The following is a 16,211-nucleotide window of genomic DNA, read 5'->3' as shown; positions in this document are numbered from 1 at the left end:
ATGGTCGAATTCTTTACCAATACCAACCTTGGGATTGTCCTGCTGATCCTTGGGCAATCGCTGCTGGTGCTGATCCCGCTGCTTTTGGCGCTGGCGTTCTTGATGTATGCCGACCGCAAGGTCTGGGCCGCGGTCCAGATGCGGCGGGGGCCGAATATCGTGGGGCCGTTCGGGTTGCTGCAATCCTTTGCGGATTTCCTGAAATATATCGTCAAGGAAATCGTGGTCCCTGCGGGGGCAGATAAGTTCGTGTTTTTCCTGGCCCCGATGATCACCTTTGTCGTGGCGGTGATTTCTTGGGCGGTGATCCCGTTCAACGATGGCTGGGTGCTGGCCGATATCAATATCGCGATTTTCTATATCCTCGCGATCTCATCCTTGGGTGTGTATGGCATCATCATGGGTGGTTGGGCGTCGAACTCCAAATATCCGTTCCTCGGCTCGCTCCGGTCCGCAGCACAGATGATTTCCTATGAGGTATCGATCGGCCTGATCATCATTGGCGTGATTATTTCTACAGGATCAATGAACCTGACCGATATCGTGAATGCGCAGCGCGGCAATGCGGGGCTGTTCAACTGGTATCTGATCGCGCATTTCCCGATGCTGTTCTTGTTCTTCATTTCGGCGCTGGCCGAAACCAACCGTCCGCCGTTTGACTTGCCAGAGGCTGAATCAGAATTGGTTGCAGGCTATCAGGTGGAATATTCATCCACTCCCTTCCTGCTGTTCATGATCGGCGAATTGATGGCCGTGGTGCTGATGTGTGCGCTGGTCACGTTGTTGTTCCTGGGGGGCTGGTTGTCACCGATCCCCGGCCTGCCCGATGGCATCCTGTGGATGGTGGGCAAGATGATGCTGGTGTTCTTCGCCTTTGCCATGGTCAAGGCGATCACCCCGCGTTACCGCTATGACCAGTTGATGCGGATCGGCTGGAAAGTGTTCCTGCCGCTGTCGCTTGGCTGGGTGGTGCTGGTGGCGTTTCTGGCGAAATACGAAGTGCTGGGGGGCTTTTGGGCCCGCTGGACGATCGGAGGCTAAGATATGTCCAAGACCAATATGGATTACACCCGCGCGGCCAAGTATTTCCTGCTTCAGGATTTCTGGGCCGGTTTCAAGCTGGGGATGAAATACTTTTTCGCACCCAAGGCAACGCTGAACTATCCGCATGAAAAAGGCCCGCTAAGCCCGCGTTTCCGTGGCGAACATGCGCTGCGCCGCTACGCCAATGGCGAGGAACGCTGCATTGCGTGCAAATTGTGCGAGGCTGTCTGCCCCGCGCAGGCCATCACCATCGACGCCGAACCGCGCGATGACGGGTCGCGCCGCACGACGCGGTATGACATCGACATGACCAAATGTATCTATTGCGGTTTCTGCCAAGAGGCTTGCCCCGTGGATGCCATCGTCGAAGGGCCGAATTTCGAATTCAGCACCGAAACCCGCGAAGAATTGTATTATGACAAGGCCAAGCTGTTGGAGAACGGCGACCGCTGGGAATCAGAGATCGCGCGCAACCTTGCTTTGGACGCGCCTTACAGATGAGCGATCAGAACCCCTTTGAATCGATGATGAAGATGAGCCAGGATTGGGCCAAGTCGATGAATTTCGACATGGAGGCGTTTACGCCCAAGGGGTTTGAAAACCTCTGGCCGACCATGCCCAAGGACGCGATGGAGATGTTCTTTGGCAAGGGCATCAACCCCGATGGTCTGGATGCCAAGACGCGGCTGTTGCTGACGCTGGCGGGGCTGACCGTTTTGGGCGCGCAGGCCGAGGCGCAGATTCGTTTGACCGTGCGCCATCTGGTCGAGGCGGGGGCCACCAAACAGGAAATCGCCGAAACCATCGCGCAGATGGGCATGTTCGCGGGCGTGCCGGCGATGACCAAGGCGATGGAACTGGCCAATGAAGTCTTGCAAAAGGACGATGACGCATGAGTGTGTTCGCCTTCACCTTTTATCTATTCGCCATATCGACTGTCACCGGGGGGCTGTTCACCGTGATCAGCCGCAACCCTGTACATTCGGTGCTGTGGCTGATCCTTGCCTTTCTGTCCTCGGCCGGGCTGTTCGTGACGCTGGGGGCAGAATTTGTCGCCATGCTGATGATCATCGTCTATGTCGGCGCGGTCGCGGTGCTGTTTTTGTTCGTCGTGATGATGCTGGACGTGGATTTCGCCGGGTTAAAGGCTGAAATGACCAAATACCTCCCGCTTGCTTTGCTGATTGGCGTCGTGATCCTGATGCAGCTGGCGATGGCGCTGGGGGTTTGGGGCTTTTCCGAAGGTGTCGAAGGCCGGATCGCCGCCCCCGTGGGCGAGCTGGACAATACCCGCGCCTTGGGCATGCTGCTTTATGACCAGTATTTCCTGCTGTTCCAGCTGTCGGGTCTGATCCTGCTGGTGGCAATGATCGGGGCCATCGTGCTGACCCTGCGCCACCGCGTTGATATCAAGCGCCAGAACGTGCTGAACCAGATGTACCGCGATCCCGCCAAGGCGATGGAACTGCGCGATGTAAAGCCGGGGCAGGGGTTGTGATGACTAGTTTTTCCCAAGAAATTTTGGCGCGACACGGAATTTTGTCAAAATTTCTTGTTCCTGACGCTGCGGCAAAGGTGACGGTATGATCGGACTTGAACATTATCTGACGGTGGCAGCGGCGCTGTTCATCATCGGCATTTTCGGGCTGTTCCTGAACCGCAAGAACGTGATCATCCTGCTGATGAGCATCGAATTGATGCTGCTGGCGGTGAATATCAACCTTGTCGCCTTTTCCAGCTTTCTTGGTGATCTGGTGGGGCAGGTCTTTACGCTGTTCGTGTTGACTGTCGCGGCCGCCGAGGCGGCGATTGGTTTGGCGATCCTTGTGTGTTTCTTCCGCAACCGCGGGACCATCGACGTTGAAGACGTCAACGTGATGAAGGGCTGACCAGATGGAAAGTATCATTCTTTTTGCCCCGCTGGTCGGTGCGATCCTCTGTGGCTTTGGTTGGAAAATCATCGGTGAAACCGCAGCCCAATGGACCGCGACCAGCCTTTTGTTTCTGGCGGCGTTCTTGTCCTGGGTTGTTTTCCTGACCTTCGATCCGTCGCTGCATGACAATGGCCGCTACAGCCTGTCGATCCTGCGCTGGATCGACAGTGGCACGCTGACCACCGATTGGGCGATCCGTATGGATCGGCTGACCGCGATCATGCTGGTCGTGATCACGACGGTGTCGGCGCTCGTGCATCTGTATTCCTTCGGTTACATGGCGCATGACGAGAATTTCAAAGAACACGAAAGCTATCGCCCAAGGTTCTTTGCCTATCTGTCGTTCTTTACCTTTGCGATGCTGATGCTGGTGACGGCGGACAATCTGTTGCAGCTGTTTTTCGGCTGGGAAGGTGTGGGCGTCGCGTCTTACCTGCTGATCGGGTTCTATTACCGCAAACCCAGCGCCAATGCCGCGGCGATCAAGGCTTTCGTGGTTAACCGTGTGGGCGATTTCGGGTTCCTGTTGGGGATTTTCGGGCTGTATCTGTTGGCCGACAGCATCCAGTTTGACGATATTTTCGCCGCCGTGCCTGCGATTGCCGACACGACCATCACCTTTTTGTGGCGCGACTGGAACGCTGCGAACCTGATCGCTTTCTTGCTGTTCATCGGCGCGATGGGCAAATCGGCGCAATTGTTCCTGCACACTTGGCTGCCCGACGCGATGGAAGGGCCGACCCCTGTATCCGCCCTGATCCATGCCGCAACCATGGTGACGGCGGGTGTGTTCCTCGTCTGCCGCATGTCGCCCTTGATGGAATATGCACCAGAGGCGATGAGCTTTGTTGTCTTTCTTGGTGCCACGACCGCGTTTTTTGCCGCGACCGTGGGGCTGGTGCAGAACGACATCAAGCGCGTCATCGCCTATTCGACCTGTTCGCAGCTGGGCTATATGTTCGTGGCTGCGGGCCTTGGTGTTTATTCGGTCGCCATGTTCCACCTGCTGACCCATGCGTTTTTCAAGGCGATGCTGTTTCTGGGGGCAGGGTCGGTGATCCATGCGATGCACCATGAACAGGACATGCGGAACTATGGCGGGCTGCGCCACAAGATCCCGCAGACCTTCTGGATGATGATGATCGGCACTTTGGCGATCACTGGCGTGGGTGTTCCGCTGCTTTATGTGGGCTTTCCCATCGGCTTTGCCGGTTTCGTGTCCAAGGATGCGATTATCGAAAGCGCCTATGCCGGCACCGCGGGCGGCTATGCCTTCTGGATGCTGGTGATCGCAGCCGCGATGACCAGTTTCTACAGCTGGCGGCTGATGTTCCTGACGTTTTTCGGCACCCCGCGCGGCGACAAGCACACGCATGACCATGCCCATGACGCGCCCCGCAGCATGTTGATCCCGCTTTATGTGCTGGCGATCGGTGCGATCTTTAGCGGGATGGTCTGGTATGGCGGTTTCTTTGGATCGAATGATAAGGTTGGAAAGTTTTTCGGCGTCCCCTATGCCGCCGCCGAAGTCGCAGTCGAAGGCGATCATGGCGCCGCAGCCGAAGGCGCACATGAGGCCGAGGGCGAACACGCGAAACCGCATTACAACCTGACCGGCGCGCCGGGCGAAGGGGCGATCCATGCCCGCGATGGCAACCACGTGCTGAACGATGCGCATGAGGTGCCGACCTGGGTCCGCCTTGCGCCTTTCGTGGCGATGCTGGGCGGTCTGGCGCTGGCCTATCAGATGTATATCCGGCGGCCCGAACTGCCGGCGCAGCTGGCCAAGCAACAGGCCCCGCTGTATGAATTCCTGCTGAACAAGTGGTATTTTGACGAATTGTATAACTTCATCTTCGTGCGGCCCGCGCTGGCCCTTGGGCGTATCCTGTGGAAACAGGGCGATACCATAATGATTGACGGCGGGATCAACGGCGTCGCCATGGGGATCATCCCGTTCTTCACCCGCCTCGCGGGGCGGGCACAATCGGGGTATGTGTTCACCTATGCCTTTGCGATGGTGCTGGGGATCACGGTGCTGTTGACCATTGTCACCCTGAACGGAGGGTGGAACTGATGGGCAATATCCTGACGCTGACGACCTTCCTGCCTGTTCTGGGCGCGGTCATTCTTGCACTTGGCCTGCGTGGCGATGATGCCGCGGCACAGCGCAATGCCAAATGGGTGGCTTTGGTCACGACCATCGTCACCTTTATCTGTTCTTTGTTCATCCTGACCAATTTCGACCCCGCCAACACCGATTTCCAGATGGTGGAAACCGCTGACTGGATCATGGGTCTGCAATACAAGATGGGCGTGGACGGCATTTCGATCCTGTTCGTGATGCTGACGACCTTCCTGATGCCCTTGGTCATCGCCTCTTGCTGGAATGTGACGACACGGGTCAAGGAATATATGATCGCCTTCCTGATCCTGGAAACACTGATGCTGGGCGTGTTCCTCGCGCTTGATCTGGTGCTGTTCTATCTGTTCTTCGAGGCTGGTCTGATCCCGATGTTCCTGATCATCGGCATCTGGGGCGGCAAGGACAGGATCTACGCCTCGTTCAAATTCTTCCTTTATACGTTCCTTGGCTCTGTGCTGATGCTGGTCGCCATGGTGTCGATGTTCAGTCAGGCGGGGACCACCGACATTCCAACGCTGATGGGTTTTGCCTTCGGGACCGAAGATTTCAGCATTCTGGGCGTCCAGATCGTCGGCGGGATGCAGACATTGCTGTGGCTGGCGTTCTTTGCCAGCTTTGCCGTCAAGATGCCGATGTGGCCGGTCCACACGTGGTTGCCCGACGCCCACGTGCAGGCCCCGACGGCCGGGTCTGTCGTGCTGGCCGCGATCCTGCTGAAAATGGGCGGTTACGGTTTCTTGCGCTTCAGCCTGCCGATGTTCCCTGTGGGGTCCGAGGTGATGGCGCCGCTGGTGCTGTGGCTGTCCGCTATCGCCATCGTCTATACATCCTTGGTCGCCTTGGTGCAGGCGGATATGAAAAAGCTGATTGCCTATTCATCCGTGGCCCATATGGGGTTTGTGACCATGGGGATTTTTACCTTCAACCAGCAGGGTCTGGACGGGGCGATTTTCCAGATGATCAGCCATGGTTTCATCTCTGGCGCGCTGTTTCTCTGTGTCGGCGTGATCTACGACCGGATGCACACGCGCGAGATTGACGCCTATGGCGGTCTGGTCAACCGGATGCCCGCCTATGCGCTGGTGTTCCTGTTTTTCACCATGGCAAACGTGGGCCTGCCGGGGACGTCGGGGTTCGTGGGTGAATTCCTGACGCTGGTCGGTGTGTTCCAGGTCAATACCTGGGTGGCGCTGGTGGCAACATCGGGCGTGATTTTTTCGGCGGGTTATGCGCTGTGGCTGTACCGCCGCGTGGTGCTGGGCGATCTGATCAAGGAAAGCCTGCGCTCCATTACCGATATGACGCGGCGTGAACGCCTGATCTTTGCGCCGCTGGTGGTGATGACCCTGCTGTTAGGTGTCTATCCCGCCTTGGTGCTGGACATGATCGGTCCGAGCGTTGCGGCGCTGATTGATAATTACGACGCGGCCTTGGCGGCCTTCGATGCCGCCAGCCAAGTCGCTGCGAATTAAGGAAGCTGACGATGATTGGCGCTGATATCCAGATCCTGATGCCCGAGGTCGTGCTGTCGGTCTATGCGATGGTGGCCTTGCTGGGCGCTGTCTATACGACCAAGGACGGGGCCGCCTCCTTGCTGACATGGATGACGGCGGGCCTGTTCGTGCTGGTCGCCATTGCCATCGGCATGAATGGCCAAGGCACCCATATCGCGTTTGGCGGGATGTTCGTCGATGACGGTTTCGCGCGCTTTGCCAAGATCACGATCCTGATTTCCGCCGCCGCCGTGTTGTTGATCAGCGAAGGCTATATGCTGCGGCGCGGGCTGTTGCGGTTCGAATATCCGGTGCTGATCACGCTGGCCGTCGTAGGCATGATGGTCATGGTCAGCGCGGGCGATCTGATGGCGCTGTATATGGGGTTGGAGCTGCAATCCTTGGCGATGTATGTGATCGCGTCGCTGCGCCGTGACAGCGCCAAATCCACCGAGGCGGGGCTGAAATATTTCGTCCTTGGTGCGCTGTCCTCGGGTCTGTTGCTTTATGGTGCATCGCTGACCTATGGCTTTGCTGGCACGACCTTGTTCACCGGGATCATTGCGGCTGCCGAAGGTGGCGCATCGCTGGGCCTGTTGTTCGGCATGGCCTTCCTGATTGCGGGTTTCGCGTTCAAGGTATCGGCCGCGCCGTTCCACATGTGGACACCCGATGTCTATGAGGGTGCGCCAACCCCGATCACAGCCTTTATGGCGACCGCGCCCAAGGTTGCGGCGATCGCGCTGTTTGCCCGCGTCGTGCATGACGCATTCGGCGGGATCATCGGGGATTGGCAGCAGATCGTGGCCTTCCTTGCGCTGGTGTCGATGTTCCTTGGCGCGATTGCCGCCATCGGGCAGGGAAATATCAAACGGCTGATGGCCTATTCCTCGATCTCGCATATGGGCTTCGCGCTGATGGGTCTGGCCGCAGGCACGGTCGGCGGTGTGCAGGCAATGCTGGTCTATATGGTGATCTATGTGACGATGAATATCGGCACCTTCGCCCTGATCCTGTCGATGGAAAAGGATGGGCGCCCCGTGACCGATATCGCCGCGCTGAAATCCCATGCCAAGCGCCAGCCGCTGATGGCGCTGGTCATGCTGGTGATGATGTTCAGCCTTGCGGGCGTGCCGCCGATGCTGGGTTTCTTTGGCAAATATGCCGTGCTGCTGGCCGCTTATGAAGGCGGGTTGGCATGGCTGGCTGTGTCCGGTGTGATCGCCTCGGTGATCAGTGCGTTCTATTACCTGCGCATCGTCTATTACATGTATTTCGGCGAAGATACCCAAGCGTTGGATGGCCGCGTGCCGCCGATGCTGTGGGTGACGGCGGTGGTGACGGCGGGGATCGTTGGGCTGGCGTGGATACCGGGGGTCAACCTGTTCGGGCTGGACCCGATTGCCGCTGCTGCGGCGGCAACGCTTGTCAACTGACCCGTCAGGTCACGGCCATTGGCCCGATGCCTATGGCCGGATCATGCTGGACAACGTGGACAGCACCATGGCCGAGGCCGCGCGCCGCGCGGGCGATATCGACAGGCCGACATGGATCATCGCACAGACCCAGACCGCCGCACGCGGGCGGCGGGGCCGGGTCTGGCAGGCCCCTGCGGGCAATCTGAACGCGACGCTGATCTTCAAACCCGACGCTACCCCGGCCGAGGCCGCGCGCCGGTCGTTTCTGGCGGCCAATGCGCTATTCGCCGCCTTGTCGATCTATGTGCCTGCGGAAAAACTGTCGCTGAAATGGCCAAATGACGTCCTGTTGTCGGGTGGCAAGGTCGCGGGGATCTTGCTGGAAAGCAGCGGGCAGGGCGGCAATGTCGATTGGCTGTCCATCGGGGTGGGCGTGAACCTGCGCCATGCGCCGCAGGATCTGGCCGATGCGGCCTTTGCCCCCGTCAGCCTGACCCAGATGGGCGGCTGGGAGGTGGAGCCTGTGGATTTCCTGACCACGCTGGCCGATGCCTATGCCACGCAAGAGGCCCGGCTGGCACAGATGGGGTTTGCACGTATCCGTCAGGACTGGCTGGCCCATGCCGCGCGACTGGGCGAGGTGATTACCGCGCGCACCATGCGCGAAGAGATTATCGGCACCTTTGACACGATCGACGATGACGGCAATCTGGTGCTGACAACAGGGGCCGGACCACGCGTGATTTCAGCGGCGGATGTCTATTTCTAAACGGGGGGATGCCATGCTTTTGGCGATTGATTGCGGCAATACCAATACCGTCTTTGCGATCTGGGACGGGGACCAGTTTCTGGCCACATGGCGCACCAGCACCGAATGGCAGCGCACGGCGGATCAATATTACGTCTGGCTGACCACGCTGATGCGGTTGCAGAACGTGGATGTCACCATCGACGCGGTGATCATCAGTTCCACCGTGCCGCGGGTGGTGTTCAACCTGCGTGTGCTTGCGGATCGCTATTTCAACTGCCGCCCGCTGGTGGTGGGCAAGCCCGATTGCGCGCTGCCCGTGGCACCGCGCGTCGATATCGGCACGCAGGTCGGGCCGGACCGGCTGGTCAATACGGCGGGGGCGTTTGACCGGCATGGTGGCAACCTGATCGTGGTGGATTTTGGCACGGCAACGACATTTGACGTGGTGGAAAAAGACGGCGCCTATGTCGGCGGCGTGATCGCGCCGGGCGTGAACCTCAGCCTGGAGGCCTTGCACAATGCCGCCGCCGCCCTGCCGCATGTCGATATCACCAAACCGCAATCCGTGGTCGGCACCAACACCGTCGCCTGCATGCAATCGGGCGTCTTTTGGGGTTACATCGGTCTGGTCCGTGAGATATGCGCACGGATAAAAGCCGAACGCGGCAGTGACATGCTGGTGATCGCGACGGGGGGCTTAGCTGCCTTGTTTCAACAAACGGAAACCCTGTTCGACGTGTTCGAAGACGATTTGACGATGCACGGCCTGACCGTCATCTACCGCCATAACAAGGAAATTGCATGAGCAACGCCAAGACCGCCAACCGCCTGATCTATCTGCCTCTCGGGGGTGCCGGTGAAATCGGCATGAACGCCTATGTCTACGGCTATGGGCCAGCAGGGAAAGAGCGGTTGATCGTGGTCGATCTGGGCATCACCTTTCCCGATATGGACAGCACGCCAGGGGTCGATATCATTCTGCCCGATATTTCGTGGCTGACAGCCCGGCGTCACCAGATCGACGGGATTTTCATCACCCATGCGCATGAAGACCATGTCGGCGCTGTCGGCCATTGCTGGCAGCAGCTGGGCGCACCGGTCTATGCGCGCCCCTTTACCGCCAATATCGCCCGGCGCAAGCTGGAAGAACATGGGCAGTCGCCCAATGTGGTCAAGGTCGTGGACCCCTATCCGCATGTCATCACCTGCGGCCCGTTCAAAGTGTCCTATCTGCCGATCAGCCATTCGATCCCCGAAAGTGCTGGTTTGCTGATCGACACGCCTGACGGGCGGCTGGTGCATACCGGCGATTTCAAGATCGACGAAAACCCCGTTGTCGGCGATCCGTGGAACGCCGCACTTTGGGAAGAGGTGGCCCAGCCCGGCGTCAAGGCGCTGATCTGCGACAGCACGAATGTGTTTTCCGAAAACGCAGGCCGGTCCGAAAGCACGCTGGCACCCGCCATCACCGAAATGATGCGGCATGCCACCGGCATGGTCGTGGCCACGACATTCGCGTCCAACGTGGCACGGTTGCAGACCCTTGCCACCGCCGCCAAGGCCGCCGGCCGGTCGATTGTGCTGCTGGGCCGCGCGATGCGTGCGATGGTCGATGCCGCCACAAAAGAAGGTCTGCTGACGGATTTCCCTGCTGTCATCTCGGTCGAGGATGCTTTGTCGGTGCCACGGCAAAACCTGATGCTGCTGGTGACAGGGTCGCAGGGCGAACGGCGTGCGGCCTCGGCGCAGCTGGCGCAGGGGTCCTATCTGGGGATGAAGCTGAAAGAAGGCGATACTTTCCTGTTTTCCTCCAAAACCATCCCCGGCAACGAACGCGGCGTGATCAAGATCATGAACCAGCTGTCGGAACTGGGCGTCGATGTCGTCGATGATGCGGGCGGGAAATACCACGTTTCCGGCCATGCCAACCGCCCCGATCTGGTGCGCATGCACAAGATCATCAAGGCGCAGGTGCTGATCCCGATGCATGGCGAACACCGCCATCTGCGCGAACATGCCAAACTGGCCGAGGCCAGCGGCATGACCGGTATCGTGGCCGTGAATGGCATGATGATTGATCTGTCCGGCAACCGCCCCAAGGTCGCCGAATATATCGAAACCGGCCGCACCTATCTTGACGGGTCGGTGCAGGTCGGCGCGCTGGACGGGGTGGTGCGCGACCGGATCCGCATGGCGCTGAACGGGCATATGATCGTGACGCTGATCATCGACGAAGACGGTGATATGCTGGGCGATCCATGGGTCGAGATCATGGGCCTGCCTGAAACCGGGCGCAACGATGTGCCGCTAGTCGATGTCGTCGAAGAAGATCTGGCGCAATTCATCGGGCGCGCCCATGCCAAGACGCTGGCCGATGACGATAAGCTGGAAAAAGAGATCAAGATGATCGCGCGCAAATCCGCACAAGGCGAGATTGGCAAAAAGCCCGAAGTCACCGTGATCATCAGCCGTCTGGCGTGAATTCAGGGGTGTCGGGGTGAACCCTGACCTACGAAAAAGGCCCCTGCATCTGCAGGGGCCTTTTGTCATTGTGTAGGTCGGGCTTCAGCCCGACACTGATTTAGCCTTTGGCGCGCTCTTCGAAACTTTTTGCAATGAAACTGGGGGTATCGTCACCCAGGCCGATGATGCGCGGGCCATTGTCACGGCGATCCTGATAGCGCGCGCGCGGCTGGTCGTCGCGCGGCTTTGCCGGTTCGTCGCGGGGCGGGCGGGGCGCACGTTGCTGCTGCGGTTCGGCTGGTTTTTCGACAGGCGCTGCGACAGGCGTTGCGATGGGCGCGTCTACAGCTGCCGCCTCGACCGGTGCTGGGGCAGCGGGTGTGTCCGTGGCGGCCCCACGGCGGCTGCGACTGCGGCTGCGCTTTGGCGCTTCCTCGGTCGCTTCTTCGGCCACGGGGGCTGTCACGCCCAGCGGGTTGTCCAGACGCGGGATCGGGTTTTGCACCAGACGTTCCACGTCTTCGAGGTTTTTCTCATCCCGCCCCGAACAGATCATGATCGCCACGCCCGACCGTCCGGCACGACCCGTGCGCCCGATGCGGTGGACATAATCTTCGGCATGGCTGGGGACGTCGAAATTGAACACATGCGTCACCGCAGGAATATCCAGCCCCCGCGCCGCTACGTCAGAGGCGACAAGGAACCGCAGCTTGTTGTCGCGGAAGGATTCCAGCGTGCGCGTGCGGTGGCTTTGTTCCAGATCGCCGTGGATCGGGGCTGCGTCATAGCCGTATTTGTTCAGCGATTTCGCCACGACATCGACATCGGCCTTGCGGTTGCAAAAGATGATCGCGTTCGAACAGGCGTCGCCTTCGGCATTGATCAGCGCGCGCAACAGGGCGCGTTTCTCGGTCGCTTCGCGCAGCTTGGCGCTGGCGCGGAACATGACGACACCTTGCTTGATATTCACATTGGTGGTGGCGGCGCGGGCCACCTCGACCTTGGCGGGGTTCGACAGGAACGTGTTGGTGATCCGTTCGATTTCGGGTGCCATGGTCGCGCTGAAAAACAGCGTCTGGCGGGTGAACGGCGTGCGTTTGAAGATTTCCTCGATATCGGGGATGAACCCCATGTCGAGCATCCGGTCCGCCTCGTCGACCACCATGATCTTGACGTCCGTCAGGATCAGCTTGCCGCGTTCCAGATGGTCCAGCAGACGACCGGGGGTCGCGATCAGCACATCAACGCCCTTGTCGATCAGTTTGTCCTGATCCTTGAACGACGTGCCGCCGATCAGCAGCGCCTTGGTCAGTTTGGTATATTTGGCATAGGTGTCGAAATTTTCGGCCACCTGTGCCGCCAGTTCCCGCGTCGGCGCCAGAACAAGGCTGCGCGGCATCCGCGCGCGCGCACGGCCACGGCCCAAAAGCGTGATCATCGGCAGGGTAAAGGCGGCGGTCTTGCCGGTGCCGGTCTGGGCGATCCCCAGCACATCGCGCCCCTCAAGCGCGGGTGGGATCGCGCCGTCCTGAATAGGGGTAGGGGTATCGTAGCCGGTTTCGGCGACAGCCTTGAGAACCTTGGGGTCAAGGTTCATGTCAGAGAATTTGGTCATATGCGTCCTGTATTTGCGGATCGGTCCGCAAGATGTGAAAGGACGCAATTTTCCGGCGTCCCGGCGTCATAGGCCAACAATGGCCTGCGCAGGCGGTATCGGAAATGTGCGTGATCGTCAAGCTACAGGCTTGGCAAGCGCTTCTGTCGGCAGATGGCGCAGCGCATGCTCATGCCAATGCCGCAACGCCCTATCCGCCAGAAGCCGCTCCATCTGTGCATCGCAGGCCGGCAGGTGCCGCAGTATCCGTGGGTCGTGATGGCTGTGCTGGTTGTAGGTGGCGAAATAGGCATCGGAATGGCGCGCGGCGAAATCCTGATAATGGGGCATGGTCGGGTCTGTGGGCACATAGGCGCTGCCACGGCCGCGCTGGCGGCGCATATGCGCGAATGCCGGATGGCGCGTGGCGTAATGGTTGATCTGCGCCCAGCCATGCCGGACAAAGCTTGTCGCCACCAGTTCCAGATCAGCCTGGATTTTCACGCGTTTGCGTGGCCATGCGCGGCGACGTTGCGCTTTGCCGTTGCCGTCGCGCCAGTCAGGTTGCCGTTCAAGAGATGCGGCACTGTAAATCGGCCCGTGCCAATAGAACGCCAGACCATCACGATGCCTGTAAAGGGATTTGAACGTCTGGTGACCCAGTCGCCCGTCCAGCGCTAAATCTGCAGGCGCGCAGCGGCATAGATCGGGGTGGATTTGCCGTCCTGGCCATTTCACCCCCGCAGGTACGCCAAAATACCGCCAGTTGATCCTGATCCCGTCCGCCTTGCGCAGATCGCGGATCAGCGTTTGCACGGTGCCATCCCCGCGATGGACCAGCAGGAATTCATCCATATCCAGCCATGCCAACCACTCGCCATTCTTGATATGGTCTGTCGCGGCCAGCAGATCGGCGAATTGATGTTGCGGCCCTTTGCCTGCGGGGTCGCGGGAAAAGGGCAGATAGATCACCTCGCCCATTTCCGCCAGGCGCAGCAGCATGTCATGCGACCCATCGGTGCAATCATTCGCGCCGATGATGAAACGGTCAAACCCGATGGCCCGGTGATAGGCCAGCCATTCGATCAGAAATGGCCCCTCGTCGCGCAGACAGGTGATCAGCGTGGCCGATGTGTAGGTATTCACGCCGTCACAACCCATTTGCGCAAAGCGCATCACGGTGGGCGGCGGGCAAATCCATGATCGTCAGCGCGCCATGAAACACAGGCCGGCGACCGGCGGACATAAAATCTTCGGGCAATATAGTGACAACTGCTTACTCATTCTCACGCACAACCATGACGTGATCATCGCCAAAGCGCAGCTTATTTGCAACCCGTAAGATCGTACAGATCAATGGACACTGCACAGGCGGGACGCGCCGACGCGTCTGGTCTCAGGCGGTCCGCCACCTCAGACCATCATTTCCTTGGTCGCAGTCAGGGTGATTGCCGGATAATCGCGGCCGACGCGGTCGATGTCCCATTGCAGGCGGGTCAGGAACACGGTGTCGCCGTCGTTGTCGGTGGCGATATGCTGTTTGTTGGCCGCGACAAAGGCGTCCACCGCTATCTTGTCCCCTGCCACCCAGCGGGCAGAGGTGAATTGCGAGCTTTCGAACCGCACAGGCAGGCCGTATTCCAGCTCGATCCGGCTGGCTAGAACCTCGAATTGCAAGGCCCCCACGACGCCGACGATGAACCCTGATCCGAACGTCGGTTTGAACACTTTGGCCGCGCCTTCTTCGGCGAATTGCATCAGGGCTTTTTCCAGATGCTTGGCCTTCATCGGATCACCCGCGCGGCAGGTTTGCAGCAATTCCGGTGCGAATGACGGGATGCCCGTGACGCGGATCGCCTCGCCCTCGGTCAATGTGTCGCCGATGCGCAATTGGCCGTGGTTGGGGATGCCGATGATATCGCCGGCCCAGGCCTCTTCGGCCAGTTCGCGGTCGGCGGCCAGAAACAGCACCGGATTGGTGATCGCCATCTGCTTTTTGCTGCGCACATGGGTCAGTTTCATGCCACGTTCAAAATGCCCCGACGCCAGCCGAACAAAGGCCACGCGGTCGCGGTGCTTGGGGTCCATATTGGCCTGCACCTTGAACACGAAACCGGTCACGGGTATTTCTTCGGGGGCCACATTGCGCGGTTGCGCCGACTGGATCTGCGGTTCCGGCCCATAGGTGGCCAGCCCGTCCATCAATTCCTTGACGCCAAAGCTGTTCATCGCCGAGCCGAACCAGATCGGCGTCATCGATCCGTTCAGCACGCTGGCGGGGTCGAGCTTTGGCAGCAATGCCTTGGCCATTTCAATTTCATCGCGGAATTTTGCCAACAGGTCCGCAGGCACATGCTGGGCCAGTTTGGGGTCATCCAGCCCGTTGATCTGGATGCTGTCAGCGACCTTGTTGCGGTCGGCGCGGTCCATCAGTTCCAGCCGGTCACGCAGGATATCGTAACAGCCGATGAAATCACGGCCCACGCCGATGGGCCAGGACGCGGGGGTCACGTCAATCGCCAGATTTTCTTGAATTTCGTCAATAATGTCGAAAGTGTCGCGGCTTTCGCGGTCCATTTTATTGCAAAACGTCAAGATCGGCAGGTCGCGCAACCGGCAGACCTCGAATAATTTGCGGGTCTGGCTTTCGACACCCTTGGCCCCGTCGATCACCATCACGGCGGCATCAACAGCGGTCAGCGTGCGATAGGTGTCTTCGGAAAAGTCAGAGTGGCCGGGGGTGTCAACAAGATTGAACCGGTATTTGCCGAAATCGAACGACATGGCCGATGCGGATACCGAAATGCCGCGATCCTTTTCCATCTGCATGAAATCAGACCGTGTGCGCCGCGCCTCGCCCTTGGCGCGGACCTGACCGGCCATCTGGATCGCACCACCATAAAGCAGGAATTTTTCAGTCAGCGTCGTCTTGCCCGCATCGGGATGCGAGATGATCGCAAAGGTGCGACGGCGGGCGATTTCGGGCGGTAAGGCGGGGCGGTTGGTCATGGCGTCACGCTTTAGGCGTTTCGCTGCAAAAGGGCAATGTGTCGGCCCGTCTTGACGCAAGATAAACGATTTCGCGCTAGGCAGGGCGCGAAAGGCGGAAGAATGGGTTTCTTGGCGCGAAGGCTGGCGATCTGCGTGATCCTGTCGGGCTGTGGCGGCGGGGGTGGTGGCGGTGGCGACAGCCCCGGCAGCGGGATTGATCCGCGACTGGCGCGGCTGGACATCTATGCCGCACAGCGGGTCAGGGTGCTGGGCGATCCCGGGGCCGGTGTCATGGGGGTGGCCCCCACGACCGGCGCGCTGCCCGTCGATGGCAGCGCGCAATTCAGCGGTTTTGCCACCCTGCGCGTCGAAGGGCG

Annotated in this window: 15 protein-coding genes; 12 read left to right on the top strand and 3 right to left on the bottom strand. The window is 59.6% G+C overall.

All coding sequences use genetic code 11. The features are described from left to right. From nuoH to SKA53_RS05875, 11 genes are all read left to right on the top strand, one after another. Positions 1–1,041 (top strand): NADH-quinone oxidoreductase subunit NuoH, encoded by a 1,041-nt coding sequence (nuoH, locus tag SKA53_RS05925; RefSeq protein WP_040482819.1) that lies wholly within the window; start codon positions 1–3, stop codon positions 1,039–1,041. A gap of 3 nt (positions 1,042–1,044) precedes the next feature. After that, a complete protein-coding gene (gene nuoI, locus SKA53_RS05920) occupies positions 1,045–1,545 on the top strand; it encodes an NADH-quinone oxidoreductase subunit NuoI (RefSeq protein WP_007205172.1) in 501 nt (166 codons plus the stop codon). Continuing rightward, positions 1,542–1,940 (top strand): carboxymuconolactone decarboxylase family protein, encoded by a 399-nt coding sequence (locus SKA53_RS05915; RefSeq protein WP_007205171.1) that lies wholly within the window; start codon positions 1,542–1,544, stop codon positions 1,938–1,940. The genes nuoI and SKA53_RS05915 overlap by 4 nt, the downstream gene beginning before the upstream one ends. Further along, positions 1,937–2,542, top strand: coding sequence for an NADH-quinone oxidoreductase subunit J (locus SKA53_RS05910; protein WP_007205170.1), 606 nt, complete (start codon positions 1,937–1,939; stop codon positions 2,540–2,542). Before SKA53_RS05915 ends, SKA53_RS05910 begins: the two co-directional genes overlap by 4 nt. Positions 2,543–2,627: 85 nt before the next feature. Further along, a complete protein-coding gene (nuoK, locus tag SKA53_RS05905; RefSeq protein ID WP_007205169.1) occupies positions 2,628–2,933 on the top strand; it encodes an NADH-quinone oxidoreductase subunit NuoK in 306 nt (101 codons plus the stop codon). Between the two features lie 4 nt (positions 2,934–2,937). Then, positions 2,938–5,055: an NADH-quinone oxidoreductase subunit L gene (gene nuoL / locus SKA53_RS05900; protein ID WP_007205168.1), complete on the top strand. Its 2,118-nt coding sequence runs from the start codon at positions 2,938–2,940 to the stop codon at positions 5,053–5,055. Continuing rightward, entirely contained in the window at positions 5,055–6,596 is a 1,542-nt protein-coding gene (locus SKA53_RS05895; protein ID WP_007205167.1) for an NADH-quinone oxidoreductase subunit M, read from the top strand. Before nuoL ends, SKA53_RS05895 begins: the two co-directional genes overlap by 1 nt. Positions 6,597–6,607: 11 nt before the next feature. Beyond that, positions 6,608–8,053: an NADH-quinone oxidoreductase subunit NuoN gene (gene nuoN / locus SKA53_RS05890; protein ID WP_007205166.1), complete on the top strand. Its 1,446-nt coding sequence runs from the start codon at positions 6,608–6,610 to the stop codon at positions 8,051–8,053. Continuing rightward, positions 8,043–8,804 (top strand): biotin--[acetyl-CoA-carboxylase] ligase, encoded by a 762-nt coding sequence (locus SKA53_RS05885; protein ID WP_040483159.1) that lies wholly within the window; start codon positions 8,043–8,045, stop codon positions 8,802–8,804. The genes nuoN and SKA53_RS05885 overlap by 11 nt, the downstream gene beginning before the upstream one ends. A 13-nt stretch (positions 8,805–8,817) precedes the next feature. Next, entirely contained in the window at positions 8,818–9,591 is a 774-nt protein-coding gene (locus SKA53_RS05880) for a type III pantothenate kinase (protein ID WP_007205164.1), read from the top strand. Beyond that, complete coding sequence (locus SKA53_RS05875) at positions 9,588–11,267, top strand: ribonuclease J (protein ID WP_007205163.1); 1,680 nt, start codon at positions 9,588–9,590, stop codon at positions 11,265–11,267. Before SKA53_RS05880 ends, SKA53_RS05875 begins: the two co-directional genes overlap by 4 nt. A 100-nt stretch (positions 11,268–11,367) precedes the next feature. Here the strand turns inward: SKA53_RS05875 and SKA53_RS05870 are convergent, their stop codons facing one another. The 3 genes from SKA53_RS05870 to SKA53_RS05860 all read right to left on the bottom strand — a co-directional run bounded on the left by SKA53_RS05870 (position 11,368) and on the right by SKA53_RS05860 (position 15,852). Then, positions 11,368–12,864 (bottom strand): DEAD/DEAH box helicase, encoded by a 1,497-nt coding sequence (locus tag SKA53_RS05870; RefSeq protein ID WP_007205162.1) that lies wholly within the window; start codon positions 12,862–12,864, stop codon positions 11,368–11,370. A 117-nt stretch (positions 12,865–12,981) separates the two neighbouring features. After that, entirely contained in the window at positions 12,982–14,019 is a 1,038-nt protein-coding gene (locus tag SKA53_RS05865; protein WP_007205161.1) for a glycosyltransferase family 2 protein, read from the bottom strand. 237 nt (positions 14,020–14,256) lie between these two features. Next, the gene (locus SKA53_RS05860; RefSeq protein ID WP_007205160.1) at positions 14,257–15,852 is read right to left on the bottom strand and encodes a peptide chain release factor 3; all 1,596 of its coding nucleotides are present in this window, start codon (positions 15,850–15,852) and stop codon (positions 14,257–14,259) included. 102 nt (positions 15,853–15,954) lie between these two features. Here SKA53_RS05860 and SKA53_RS15530 point away from each other — a divergent pair. Next, the coding region (locus SKA53_RS15530) for a hypothetical protein (protein ID WP_007205159.1) at positions 15,955–16,211 on the top strand (257 nt) is incomplete at its 3' end.

It is taken from the genome of Yoonia vestfoldensis SKA53, assembly GCF_000152785.1.
Lineage (GTDB): Bacteria > Pseudomonadota > Alphaproteobacteria > Rhodobacterales > Rhodobacteraceae > Yoonia > Yoonia vestfoldensis_A.
The sequence above is the reverse complement of the archived record's forward strand: the minus strand, read 5'-3'. Positions and strand labels throughout refer to the sequence as shown.